Source organism: Pseudoduganella sp. GCM10020061, from assembly GCF_042683405.1.
Lineage (GTDB): Bacteria > Pseudomonadota > Gammaproteobacteria > Burkholderiales > Burkholderiaceae_D > Telluria.
In genome coordinates this window covers 212,339-225,512 of the sequence record NZ_JBHUJS010000001.1, presented here as the reverse complement: position 1 = coordinate 225,512, position 13,174 = coordinate 212,339, and the positions used below count along the sequence as shown (strand labels likewise).

At 64.5% G+C, this 13,174-nt stretch carries 10 protein-coding genes; 9 read left to right on the top strand and 1 reads right to left on the bottom strand.

All coding sequences use genetic code 11. The features are described from left to right. Window positions 1–18 precede the first annotated feature (18 nt). The 6 genes from ACFSQR_RS01000 to ACFSQR_RS00975 all read left to right on the top strand — a co-directional run bounded on the left by ACFSQR_RS01000 (window position 19) and on the right by ACFSQR_RS00975 (window position 10,467). Window positions 19–957 (top strand): pirin family protein, encoded by a 939-nt coding sequence (locus tag ACFSQR_RS01000; protein WP_377727063.1) that lies wholly within the window; start codon window positions 19–21, stop codon window positions 955–957. Between the two features lie 154 nt (window positions 958–1,111). After that, entirely contained in the window at window positions 1,112–4,570 is a 3,459-nt protein-coding gene (locus ACFSQR_RS00995; RefSeq protein WP_377727060.1) for a DUF4214 domain-containing protein, read from the top strand. A gap of 942 nt (window positions 4,571–5,512) precedes the next feature. Continuing rightward, the gene (locus tag ACFSQR_RS00990) at window positions 5,513–7,921 is read left to right on the top strand and encodes a DUF4214 domain-containing protein (RefSeq protein WP_377727057.1); all 2,409 of its coding nucleotides are present in this window, start codon (window positions 5,513–5,515) and stop codon (window positions 7,919–7,921) included. A 102-nt stretch (window positions 7,922–8,023) separates the two neighbouring features. Then, window positions 8,024–8,746 (top strand): winged helix-turn-helix domain-containing protein, encoded by a 723-nt coding sequence (locus tag ACFSQR_RS00985; RefSeq protein ID WP_377727054.1) that lies wholly within the window; start codon window positions 8,024–8,026, stop codon window positions 8,744–8,746. Continuing rightward, window positions 8,739–10,001, top strand: a complete 1,263-nt coding sequence (locus ACFSQR_RS00980; RefSeq protein WP_377727051.1) for a sensor histidine kinase — start codon at window positions 8,739–8,741, stop codon at window positions 9,999–10,001. The genes ACFSQR_RS00985 and ACFSQR_RS00980 overlap by 8 nt, the downstream gene beginning before the upstream one ends. A gap of 127 nt (window positions 10,002–10,128) precedes the next feature. Continuing rightward, window positions 10,129–10,467, top strand: coding sequence for a TfoX/Sxy family protein (locus ACFSQR_RS00975; RefSeq protein WP_377727048.1), 339 nt, complete (start codon window positions 10,129–10,131; stop codon window positions 10,465–10,467). A 6-nt stretch (window positions 10,468–10,473) separates the two neighbouring features. Here ACFSQR_RS00975 and ACFSQR_RS00970 read toward each other — a convergent pair whose 3' ends face one another. Further along, window positions 10,474–11,397: a DUF808 domain-containing protein gene (locus ACFSQR_RS00970; RefSeq protein ID WP_377727046.1), complete on the bottom strand. Its 924-nt coding sequence runs from the start codon at window positions 11,395–11,397 to the stop codon at window positions 10,474–10,476. A 322-nt stretch (window positions 11,398–11,719) separates the two neighbouring features. Between ACFSQR_RS00970 and ACFSQR_RS00965 the strand changes: the two genes are divergently transcribed. The 3 genes from ACFSQR_RS00965 to ACFSQR_RS00955 all read left to right on the top strand — a co-directional run bounded on the left by ACFSQR_RS00965 (window position 11,720) and on the right by ACFSQR_RS00955 (window position 13,119). Beyond that, the gene (locus ACFSQR_RS00965; protein ID WP_377727043.1) at window positions 11,720–11,935 is read left to right on the top strand and encodes a BrnA antitoxin family protein; all 216 of its coding nucleotides are present in this window, start codon (window positions 11,720–11,722) and stop codon (window positions 11,933–11,935) included. A gap of 130 nt (window positions 11,936–12,065) precedes the next feature. Continuing rightward, a complete protein-coding gene (locus ACFSQR_RS00960) occupies window positions 12,066–12,392 on the top strand; it encodes an HU family DNA-binding protein (protein WP_377728288.1) in 327 nt (108 codons plus the stop codon). 94 nt (window positions 12,393–12,486) lie between these two features. Beyond that, window positions 12,487–13,119, top strand: a complete 633-nt coding sequence (locus ACFSQR_RS00955; protein WP_377727040.1) for a LysE family transporter — start codon at window positions 12,487–12,489, stop codon at window positions 13,117–13,119. Window positions 13,120–13,174 lie beyond the last annotated feature (55 nt).

The window sequence follows — 13,174 nt, the reverse complement described above, 5'->3', positions numbered from 1 at the left end:
CCGTTCAAGGAAGCCGCGATGGACCAGCCGACGACCCACCACGAGTTACCGCCTGACAGCCTGCTCGAGACTATCGTCGTGCCCCGCACGCATGACCTCGGCGAAAACTTCAACGTGCGGCGCGCGCTGCCATCCAAACAGCGGCGCATGGTCGGGCCCTTCGTCTTCCTCGACCAGATGGGGCCGCACGTATTCCACGCGGGCCGTGGCCTGGACGTGCGCCCTCACCCGCACATCGGCCTGGCCACCGTCACCTACCTCTACACCGGCGAGATCATGCACCGCGACAGCCTTGGCGTCGTGCAGGCGATCCGTCCGGGCGAAGTGAACTGGATGACGGCCGGCAGGGGCATCGTCCATTCCGAACGCACCTCGGCCGACATGCGCCAGCAGGCCTCGCCGCTGTTCGGCCTGCAGTGCTGGGTCGCGCTGCCGAAGGCACACGAGGAATGCGATCCAGGCTTCCAGCACATCGGCCGCGATGAGCTGCCGCTGGAAAAGGCCGAAGGGATCACTGCGCGGATCGTCGCCGGCAGCCTGTTCGGGATGCGTTCACCGGCACCGACCCTGTCGGACATGTTCTATGTCGACCTGCACCTGCAGCCGCACGCGCGCGCGCAGGTGCCGGCCGAGTACAGCGAGCGCGCCATCTACATCACCGAAGGGATGCTCGACCTTGGCAGCGACGGCGTATTCCAGGCAGGCCAGCTGCTGGTGCTGAAGCCGGGCCAGCCTGTCACGATCAAGGCCGGCCAGCTGGGCGCGCGCATGATGCTGCTCGGTGGGGAGCCGATGGAGGGGCCGCGCTACCTCACCTGGAACTTCGTCTCCAGTTCCGCGGACCGCATCGAGCAAGCCAAGCAGGACTGGCGCCAGCAGCGCTTCGCGCCCGTGCCTGGCGAGACGGAGTTCATTCCGCTCCCGGACCTGCCGGGCAAGCCTGTCTCCTACCCCTGAAATCCCGTTCTGTTAGCACGCCAGTACCGCACCGGACGTGTTGCGGCATGCATGCGGCCGTTTCCGGCTTCGCAAACGCTACTGATGTATGTTCAAATGCAACCTGTAGTCAACTATGGCGGCGTACGTACAGGCGTCCCTTCAGAAAGCATTTATGGAAATCGTAGGTACGCCGCAGGGCGAAATGTTGCTCGGGACGATGGAAGCGGACACGATCCGCGCAGGCGATGGCGATGACAAACTGATCGCATGGGGTGGAGACGATTTCCTCTACGGCGAAGGCGGCAATGACGAGATTTCCGGCGGCGGCGGCAATGATTACATCGAAGGCGGAGACGGAAGCGACTCACTGAGCGGCAGTGACGCTTCTACGCTCCTTGGTGGCGAAGGGAACGATTATCTCGACACGTTTCTGGGCGCACCGTTACTCGACGGCGGCAATGGGGACGACTCGCTGCAAGTCTATGGAGGAAACGCCACCTTGTATGGCGGCGCCGGCGCTGACTCTATCAATGCAGTCGGGCAGTACCATACTGCGACCACGCACGTCATCTCGGGTGGGGACGGGGATGACGACATCCGGCTGACCGGCGACGTATCCTCGTACGACGCCACCGTCAGCGGCGGAGCCGGCATCGACAAGTACTGGTTCTCCCGCGTGCCGGATAACACCAGGATCACGATCACCGACTTCTCGGTCGCTGACGAGATGCTCTATCTGCTGGCCGATCCGCTGGCGAATCTCACGGAAGGTAATCCGTTTGGATCGTCCGGCTATCTCCGCCTGGTGCAGGACGGCGCGCATACCAGGATCATGATCGACATCGATGGCGCATCCGGAAGCGCACATGATTTCCAGGTGCTGCTCACTTTGGAAAACGTGCTGGCGTCAACTCTGACAGCTGCAAACTTTTACAACGATTTCGATCCTACCGGCACCTCGACGGGCGACAGCGTCACCGGTACCGATGCGGGCGACAGCATCGAGGGCACGCAACGTAACGACACGCTTTCGGGCGGCGGTGGCGTCGACACAATCAATGGTGGGACCGGAGACGACATCATCGATGGCGGGGCCGATACCGACTATGTGAACGGCGGCTACGGCCGTGACGAGATTCGCGGCGGTGCCGGTGAAGACTTCCTCCACGGCGGAGAAGGCAGCGACGTCCTGTATGGCGACGATGGCAGGGACTTTATCGACGGCGATGGCGGCGACGACACCCTCTATGGAGGCATGGGGAACGACAGCCTGTCCGGCTACGGAGGGCGCGACGTCCTGTTCGGTGAAGACGGCGACGACCGGCTGGGCAGCACGAACGGCGCCAACCTGCTCGACGGGGGCGCGGGCAACGACACGCTGACAACGGTCAACGGCAGTGACACATTGCTGGGCGGAGCCGGCAACGACACCCTGGTCAGCAATTCCTGGGCTGCAGGCTACACCGCCCATCTCGATGGCGGCGCGGACGATGATTTGTTCAAGGTGAGCGGCAACAGCGGCACCATTTACGCCACGGGCGGGGAAGGCGTCGACACATACTTCATCGAGCAGTTCCGGGGCGGACTGGTGATCACCGACTTCGCGACCGGCGCTGGCGGCGATGTGCTTGACGTGTACAGCTTTGGCGCGTCGAGCTGGAGCCAGATCAATCCGTTCACATTGGGTTACCTGCGCCTCATCCAGGACGGCGCCAACGTCCTTTTGCAATACGACCCCGACGGCTCGGCCAAGTCGGCCGGGCAATTTTCGACGATGGCGACCCTGGTCGGGATCCGGCTCACCGATCTGGTCGCGCCCAACTTCACCCGCGGGGCAATCCAGACTGGCGCCATCCCGAGCACCCACATCGGCACCGACGCAGCCGACGTCATCAACGGCGACCCATTCCCGGACACGGTCAGCGGCCTGGGCGGCGACGATGTGATCAATACGTTCGGTGGCAGCGACACCATTGATGGCGGAGCCGGCAATGACCGCATCAACGCCGGCACCGATGACGATACGGTCATCGGCGGCCTCGGCAACGACACCATCGATGGTGGCACAGGTGCCGACCTGCTCGAAGGTGGCGAGGGTAACGACGTGATCGTCAACACCGGTTCGGGAGCGAGCATCCTGCGCGGTGGGCGGGATGATGACGTGCTCTCCATCGGCGACAGTAACTCGACGCTATCGGGCGGGACCGGAAACGATATCCTGCGCTATACCAGTGGTGCGCCTACGGGATCCGGCTACACCGTGCACCTGAATGGCGAGAACGACGCCGACCGGTTTGTCGTCAACCTGGCAGCTGGCAGCCTCACGAACGTGCTGGCGACTGGCGGGTTCGGCGCGGATACGTTCCAGGTCAGCGCGGTACCGGTCTCCTATACCGTCACCGATTTTGCAACCGGCGACCGGATCGATGTCAACAGCCTTCTGCGTGCATCGGATGGCTCGAATCCATTTGCAGGAGAGGCGCAACTACGCCTGATCCAACGTGGTACCGATGCGATCCTGCAGTTCAATACCGCCGCTGCCGGTGCGGCCAGTGCATTCGTCGATGTCCTGGTGCTCAAGAACGTCCAGGCAGCCACCCTGACCGCTGCCCATTTCGTCGGCGGCATCTCCCCGACCGGTTCGCCGGAGGGTGTGGTGCAGCATGGAACGGAGGCGGCCGAGACGATTGAAGGCGGGATTCTTCCCGACACCCTTGCAGGTGGCGCGGGTGACGACAAACTGACGGGTTTGAACGGCAACGACCTCCTCGACGGCGGCCTCGGCGACGACGGCCTTGACGGAGGCAGCGGCAACGATCTCCTGCAGGGCGGTCTCGGACACGACCAGCTCGACGGAGGAGCCGGGAACGACACGCTCAAAGGCGGCGACGGTGACGACCTGCTTGTCGACAGCGAAGGAAGTAACGTATTCGATGGTGGGGCAGGCAACGACACCTTGTTCGCGTATCCCGGCAGCGCCGCGCAGGTCATGTCTGGTGGTGAGGGTAACGACAGTATCGAAGGCGGAAGCGGTAACGACAGCCTCACCGGCGGGCTCGGAAATGACGTGATATCGGGTGGGGACGCCGGACGCGACTATGCGTACTTCGAGGGCGCGATTGCCGGCTACACCGTGTCCCGGGAGGCCAACGGTGCCACGACTGTCGCAGCCAAAGCCGGTAACGATTCGGACTCGCTGACCGGGGTGGAACGCATGGTATTCACAGATGCAGCCATCGCGCTCGATATCGCCGGTGTAGCCGGGCAGGTGTACCGGCTTTACCAGGCAGCGTTCAACCGCACGCCCGACCAGGGCGGCGTGGGGTTCTGGATCGGCATCGGAGACCGGGGCATGCCCCTGACCACCATCGCGTCCTCGTTCATGACATCGCCGGAATTTGAATCACTGTATGGCGCTGCGCCCACCAACGAGGCATTGGTTCGCCTGTTCTACGTTAACGCATTGCACCGCGCACCGGATGAAGCGGGCGTTGCCTTCTGGACGGCGGTACTCGATAGCGGACGCGCGACAGCCGCAGACGTGCTCGCCGGCTTCAGCGAAAGTGCCGAGAACGTGGAGGCGCTAGCGGCGGTCATCGGCAACGGCTTTGAATACCAGCCGTATCCATAGCTAGTAGTTAGTGCGGTTTGACTGGGAACGAGAAGCGGGCGCGAGGGGGGCAGTTACTAGCTGACCTTCATTTCTTTATCAAACCCCAAGGGCACTAACGGTCGTGGGCCTGACAACCCAGTTGGCGCGCGTGTGCGCTCTCTCCGCGCTACAGGCGAGCACAGGGGTAGAAGCTCGATTTTGTCGCTTTGCCGGAACTGACCCGGCCCCGTATTGGAGAATGCGAAATGAGGGTGGACGGCGGGATTGAGCAAGTAACGAGGGCTCGCGGTGAAGCGGTCGACGTTCGCTTTTATCAATGACCAACGGCAGGAGACAGATGTGAAGTGCGTCAGATGCGGCGAGATACTGCCCCAATACCGTCTCTTCAGGATATCGTGTAAAACTTGTGGCTTAAGGTATAAGGCGTACCGTACTTTTCACCCCGTTGCGAGCGGCTTCCTTGGTTTTATCTTTTCCTTATCTATCACTTGGGGACTTTTCCTCCCTATCCCTTTCTGGATCCGCGTAGCGATTCCGGCAGGTTTATTTGCGTTTTCATTTTGGTACGCGTTACACACACAACGTTGGACGCCCACGAAAAACTACGTGCGAAAGGCTTCTCAGAAGACAGATGTTTGACATGCCTGCTGTGAAAAAGCATACGGGACGGGGGCAGTTCCGGCATATGGCGACGGGGATCGGTTCCGGCAAAGCTACACTGTGGAACTATCAAGTGCGCTAGTGACCGCGCCATGGAATCGTCGCTGGCCTATGCGCTCGCTCAGCGTTAAAAGGTTCGCTCAAGGCTAGAGCGGAACGGGGCTGGGCGGCAGGGGATGGCGAGTCCCGGTCCATTACAGCCGAGTCTGCCGTGCGTCCCAGATGTGCCTTCTGTGTTGAAATGATAAATATTGTTCAAACGACAAAAATTTATTTCAATTCAGACGATTAAGGCGGACGATGCAGATCGATGGCACAGCAGCAGCGGAACAGCTCTTCGGCACACAGGAACCGGACACCATCCACGGCATGGGTGGAAATGACACCATCACTGGCCTGGAAGGTAATGACCGGCTGTTCGGCGGCGATGGCAACGACGATCTGAGCGGACAGGGAGGTGACGACTACCTCGATGGCGGAGCAGGCAACGACCGCCTGGTGGACGGCATCGGCGAAGACACCCTGCTGGGCGGCGCCGGCGACGATTACCTCGAAACGACAGGCTCGACCAGCCTGCTCGACGGCGGCGACGGAGACGACGCGCTGACCAGCTATTGGGGACCCGCGACGCTGATTGGCGGTATCGGTAACGATGTGATCAGCGTGCATGGCAGCGACCACTTGCGTTCCGCATTCACGATCGACGGCGGGGCCGGTGCGGACCAGCTCTACATCAGCGCCCAGGGCGGCGGCCTCAACGCCAACGTCCGTGGCGGCGCAGGCGTGGATACATTTACCGTCAGCGCGCTTCCCGGCGCCGACAACGCGATCACGATCACCGATTTTTCCCTGACCGAAGGTGAGACGATCGCCATCCACGGCTGGGGCATGGAGGCGACGCTGGGCAATCCGTTCGGCCGCGCCGGCTACCTGCGCGCCGTGCAGTCGGGCGCCAACGTGCAGATCCTTTATGACGCCGATGGCGCGGCAGGGAATGCGCATACGTTCCGTCCCCTGCTCACGCTGACCAACGTGAACCTGGCCGACCTCGGCGCGCAGCACATCAGCGGCGGCTACGATCCGCATGGTTCCATGACCGGCGCGAACCTGACCGGCACCGAGCTCGGCGATGGCATCACGGGCGGAAACAACGACGACACCATCAGGGGCCTCGGCGGCGACGACGTGCTGGTCGGCGGCACCGGCAACGACAGCATGGACGGCGGCGCGGGCTGGGACTACCTGTCCGGCGAATTCGGCGACGATACCCTGTTCGGCGCGGAGGGGGACGATACGCTCGTCGGTGGGGACGGCTATGACAAATTGTACGGTGGCGCCGGCAACGACAGCCTGCAGGGCGGCCTGGGCAACGATACGCTGGACGGTGGAGACGGCAACGACACGCTGACCGATACGGGCGGCGCCAGTGTGCTGCTCGGCGGCCTGGGCAACGACCGCCTGCTATCCGGACTCGGCAGCAAGAGCAGGCTCGAGGGCGGCGACGGGAACGACACGCTGACGTCCGGCAACAGTGCGGATACGATCTTCGGCGGCGCGGGCGACGACACCATCGACCTTTCCACCGGCAGCGGCAGCTACACCCTCACAGCCGACGGCGGCATCGGCAACGACCGCTTCAGCCTGTTTGGTACCGGCAAGACGGTCATCCGCGCGACCGGTGGAGAGGGGCAGGACACCTATTACTTCCTCCAGTTCAGCGGCGGCCTGGTGATCACGGACTTTGCAGCGGGCGCCGGAGGCGACATCCTGGATGTGTTCGGCCTGAACTTTGGCGCCAGCGGCACGAATCCGTTCGGCGCGCCGGGCTATCTGCGGATCGTCCAGCAGGGCGCGGACACGCTGCTGCAGTACGACGCCGATGGCGCCGCCGGTACTGCCCAGCAGTTCAAGACCATTGCCACGCTGGCCGGTGTGACGGCGACCAACCTGGTTCCGGCCAACTTCACCCAGGGCGCCTATCCGGCCGGCTACCAGCCAGCCAATGTCTGGTACGGGACGGACTCCGCCGAGGCCATTAGCGTGACGGATGCGCCCTATTACATCCGCGGACTGGGCGGCAACGACACCCTGACTGGCGGCAGCGGCAACGACACCATCGATGGCGGCGCCGGTTCGGACAAACTCATCGGTGGACTGGGACACGACATCGCGCGCTTCGATGGCGCCATTGCTGCCTACGCCATCACGCATGCCGGCAGCGGCGCGGACACCGTCTCGACGGTCGCTGCGCTGACTGGCGGAGACACCGACACGCTGCAGGGCATCGAGCGCCTGGTGTTCTCCGATCATGCAATCGCACTCGACATGGCTGGCGTCGGCGGCCAGGTCTACCGCCTGTACCAGGCCGCCTTCAACCGCACGCCTGATCTGGTGGGCGTCGGTTTCTGGATCGAGATGGGCGATCGCGGGATCAGCCTGGAAACGATGGCGAACTCCTTCATGACCTCGCCCGAGTTCAAGTCGCTGTACGGCGGCGCCCCGACAAACGAAGCCCTCGTTCGGCTGTTCTACGTCAACGCGCTGCACCGGCAGCCGGACGAAGCCGGCGTGGCATTCTGGACCGCGGCGCTGGACGAGGGACGCACTACGGCGGCATCAGTACTGGCAGGCTTTAGCGAAAGCGCCGAGAACATCGGCGCGGTGGCGGCCGTCATCGGCAGCGGCTTCGAGTACGACCCGTATTCCTGATCCGCTGATGTCGAAAGCCGGATTACAAAACTTTACGAACTGGCTACAGGACGTTAATGCTGGGCTGGTAGCATGGAGGGGTGACTAACGGTAGGGACCACCATGACCCAGCGCATCCTGATGATCGAAGACGACCAGCGCCTCGGCGGAATGGTCGCGTCTTATCTGGGCCAGAATGGGTACGAGGTGGAGCAGGCCCTGACGGCGGCATCCGGCCTGTCCCGGCTGAACGACTCGCAGCCCGGCCACTACGCGCTGGTGCTGCTGGACCTGATGCTCCCCGACGGCAGCGGCCTGGAAGTGTGCAGCCGCATCCGCGCCATCGATTCGCCGCTCTCGTCGGTCCCGATCGTGATGCTGACGGCAAAAGGCGATCCGTTCGACCGCATCGTCGGCCTCGAGATGGGCGCCGACGACTACCTGCCCAAGCCATTCGAACCCCGCGAACTGCTGGCGCGCCTGCGCGCCGTGCTGCGGCGCCCTGCCTTGCCTGAGCCGCTGTCGTCCGACGTGCCCAGGCTTCGCTTCGGCCGGCTGGAGATCGACCCTGCGGCGCGGCTGGTGCGCGTGGACGGGCAGGAGCGCCCGCTTACCGCCTACCAGTTCGACCTGCTGATGGCGATGGCGGAGCGCGCCGGCCGCGTGCTCTCGCGCGAGCAGCTGATGGACGCGGTGCGCGGCGAGGCGGGCGACCCGCTCGACCGCTCGATCGACGTCCACGTGGGCCGGTTGCGCGCCGCCATCGAAGACGACCCCAAACAGCCGCAACGCATCGTGACCGTGCGCGGCGCCGGCTACATGTTCGCAAAGGTACAGGATGCGTAAAGGCCCGCCGCGCCTGTACCTGCGCATCTTCCTCACCCTGCTCGCGTCGCTGCTGGCCGCTGCCGCGGTGTTCACCGGCGTGCAGATGTGGATCAGTCCCGGCGAGCGCCAGGCTGCGGACGCGATGGCGCAAGTGGCGGAACAGGCGCTGCCGCCGCCCGATGCGGCCGTGGCCGACCAGCGCGCCGCGCTGCTGCGCTGGCGCGAGCGCCGGCGTGGGCCGCTGGCGCTGTACAGCGCGGACCGCGAGCTGATCGCATCGGTCGGCCGCGAGCTCCCTGCCCTCCATCCGCGCCAGGAGGAGACCGGGCCGATGAAGGGCAGCCGCAACGTCTACGCGCTCAAGCTCGATGACGGCCGCTGGCTGCTGATCCGCCGGCCGCAGGCACGCCGGATGCCGCACGCCCTGCTGCCGGTCCTGCTGCTGACCGCGGTGATCGTGGCGTTCGCGGCCTACCCGATGGTGCGCCGGATTACGCGCCGCCTCGAACGCCTGCAGGGCAGCGTGCAGTCGTGGGGACAGGGCGACCTGTCCGTACGCGTGCCGGTCGAAGGGCACGACGAGGTGGCGAGCCTCGCGACGAGCTTCAACGAAGCGGCGGACCATATCGAATCGCTGGTCGGTTCGCAGAAGACTCTGCTCGCCAATGCGTCGCACGAGTTGCGCTCGCCGCTGGCGCGCATCCGCATGGCGGTGGAGCTGATGCAGGGCGAAGCATCGCCGGCACTGCGCGAGGAACTGGTGCGCAACATCGGAGAGCTCGACCAGCTGATCGACGAAGTGCTGCTGGCGAGCCGCCTCGATGCGCCGGCCGGGGAAGCGCTGCGCACGGAAAAGCTCGACCTGTCTGCCATTGTGTCGGACGAATGCGAGCGTGCCGGCGCGGCGCTGGAGGCCGTGCCCGCGCTGGTGGATGGCGATGCGCGCCTGCTGCGCCGCATGGTGCGCAACCTGCTGGAGAACGCGAAGCGCTATGGCGGAGGGGCGCCCGTCACGGTGACGCTGGGCGCCGATGCGGGCCGCGTGCAGCTCGATGTGTGCGACCGTGGGCCCGGCGTGCCGGTGGAGGAGCGCGAACGCATCTTCACAGCCTTCTATCGCCTGCCGGGTGCCTCCGAGCGCGAAGGCGGGGTCGGGCTGGGGCTGGCGCTGGTGCGCCAGATCGCGCAGCGGCATGGCGGCGAGGCGCAGTGCCTGCCGCGTGACGGCGGCGGGTCGTGCTTCCGCGTCACCCTCCCGCTTGCCAGGGCCTAGGGGGCACGCTCCCTGGCTGATCACTGTCCCCGGGCTCTCCCTGCAAAGCGATGCAAGGGCCGGCGGCCCGTCCCCATGCGGTATGCTGGCGCTCGCGGCACGTGCCGCAGCCACCGGGGAACTCACAATGGGATCGAGCCAATCCACGGCCGACTTCATGCTGGACCAGCTCTCGCAAGCCGGCCCTGTCACCGCGCGCAAGATGTTTGGCGAATATGGCCTGTATTTCGAAGGGAAGATGGTCGCCGTCGTGTGCGACGACCAGCTGTTCATCAAGCCCACGCCGGGCGGGCGGACCTACATCGGCACGCCGGTCGAAGTCCAGCCCTTTCCGCAGGCGAAGACCTGGTTCCTGATGGATGGGGAGCAGCTGGAAGACCGAGCGTGGCTGGCGCAGCTGGTGCGGATCACGGCGCGCGAGCTGCCGCAGCCCGCGCCCAAAAAACCGAAAAAACCGTCGAAATAGTCGGAGCTAGTGCGCGGCGGCGTCCTTGCGGCCGAACATGCGCTTGCCGATGGTGACGGCGGCCACCACCAGCGCGCCCACGATGATGCCCACGATGGCATCGGCCAGCGTCGTCGCCAGGAACCCCGTCACCGGGCCCGTGCGCTCGCCGATCCAGTCGGTGACCACATGCCCCGCCGGCAGCCCGTGCAGCACGATATTCCCGCCCACCATGAACATCGCCGCCGTGCCCACCACGGTCAGCAGCTTCATCAGCTTCGGTGCGGCGACCAGCAGGCCCCGCCCGACCGCCTGCGCGCCGCTGCCGGCCTTCCTGCTCAGGTAGAGCCCCAGGTCGTCCAGCTTGACGATGCCGGCCACGAAGCCGTACACACCCACCGTCATCAGCAGCGAGATCGCGATCAGCACGCCGAGCTGCTTCATGAACGGCTCGCCCGTCACCGTGCCCAGCGAGATCACGATGATCTCCGCCGACAGGATGAAGTCGGTGCGGATCGCCCCTTTGACCTTTTCCTTTTCCAGCGCGACGATGTCGTGCTCCGTGTCGCGGTTGGCTTCGAGCAGTTCGCGGTGGTGCCGTTCCTCTTCCTCTTTCGAGTGCAGGAATTTGTGCGCGACCTTGTGGAAGCCCTCGTAGCACAGGAAGGAGCCGCCGACCATCAGGAGCGGCGTCACCGCCCATGGCGCGAAGGAACTGATCGCCAGCGCGGCCGGCACCAGGATCGCCTTGTTCAGCAGGGACCCAAGCGCCACCGCCCACACGACCGGCAGTTCGCGGTCGGCCGACACGCCGGACACCTGCTGGGCGTTGAGCGCGAGGTCGTCGCCCAGCACGCCGGCGGTCTTCTTGGCCGCCACCTTGCTCATGACAGCTACGTCGTCAAGGATGGTCGCGATATCGTCGAGTAGTGCCAGCAAGCTGCCTGCCATGTTTTCCGCTCCAAATGATCAAAGTATCCCTGCCGGCCTTCGATGGGACGGCGCGGCAGGGCACGAAAGTATGGCCATCTTAACAAAACCGGTCCCAGCGGTCGGGACTGCTGACCAGGCGCCTTTTTTGCAGTTCAGTCACCGAAATCTGCATCTCGTCGCTTTGCTGCCGTCGAAACGAAAACTTATACGTATAGTCCACCATGTCGTTTCGCTGCCGCCACGGGCGCTTGCGGAACCCTGCAGTGGCGCCGGTGTCCAACCGGTCATGGCCAGTCCCGGCCCGCTCGGCAGACCATCGACGTAGCATGGAGGAAGACTCATGAATACCGAACAAACTTTCGTTGCCGCACCGGTGCGTCCATCGCGTCCGCCCAAGCGCAAGACCCGCATCACCATCTACCTGGACGACGAGGTGCTGGCGCAATTCCGTACCGAGTCCGAGCAAAGCGGCACCGGCTACCAGACCCTGATTAACGCCGCGCTGCGCCATCGCATTGCCATGCAGCGCGCCGAAGCGGTAGCCGGCGCGGATTGATTCCAGCGCCGCCAGCTGGTGCATCGCCTGAAACCGCGGTGTAAATAAACTGATGGAAACCGCGTGACGCCAGTCACAGCGGGGGCTACTTTCGCGGCCACCCCCCACAGAAATTATTACACTCGGCAATATTTATGCTAATCTTCCCGCTCTTTTAACCCCGGAGGAAAGTATGAAAAAAGGCGAACTGGTTGCAGAATTTGCGAAGCGCACCGAAATGTCGGGCGCAGCCGCTAACGGCGCAGTGAACACCCTGATCGACATCATCACCGAGCGCCTGAAGAAGGGCGACACGGTGGGCATCACCGGTTTCGGTACGTTCTCCGTCGCTAAGCGCGCAGCACGCAAGGGCCGCAACCCATCGACCGGCGAAGCGATCAAGATCGCCGCATCGAAGACCCCTAAGTTCTCGGCAGGCGCAACGCTGAAGACCGCGGTCAACCCAAAGAAGAAGTAAGCCTTCCTCCACGCGCGCCGCGCCAGCATTGGCGCGCGGCGCGGGTGGCGTGTCGTTTCCCGCAGTCCCCGCAGTACCTTCCGCATCCCCCCACATGCCTTTCACCACCTGGATCCAGTACACGATCGCCGCGATCGTGATCGCCCTGTCGCCCGGCTCCGGCGCCGTGCTGTCGATGTCGCATGGCCTCGCCTATGGCGTGCGCAAGGCGTCCGGCACCGTGCTGGGCCTGCAGATCGGCCTGGTCCTGGTGCTGCTGGTGGCTGGCGCCGGCGTCGGCTCCCTGCTGGTCGCCTCCGAAACCGCCTTCATGGCCGTCAAGACCATCGGCGCGCTGTACCTGATCTACCTGGGCCTGTCGCAGTGGCGCGCCCGTGTCAGCGCCGGCCCGGTGATGGACGGCGCGGTCCACGCGCAAGTGCCGCCGCTGCGCAAGCGCGTGCTGGCCGGCTTCCTGACCAACGCCACCAACCCCAAGGGCATCCTGTTCATGGTGGCCGTGCTGCCCCAGTTCATCGACAACAGCCGGCCGCTGATGCCGCAACTGGCCATCCTCGGCGTCACCATGGTCGTCATCGACGTCACCGTCATGCACGGCTACGCCTATCTCGCCCAATCGATGCAGCGCTTCTTCCGCGACGCCCGCGCGATGAAGGCGCAGAACCGCTTCTTCGGCGGCATGCTGATGCTGATGGGCGGCGCCCTCTTCTTCGTCAAACGCACGTAAGGGACAGTCCCCTTTCGTGTAGCCGGCGGTTCATATGTGCAACCGTTTGTAATCC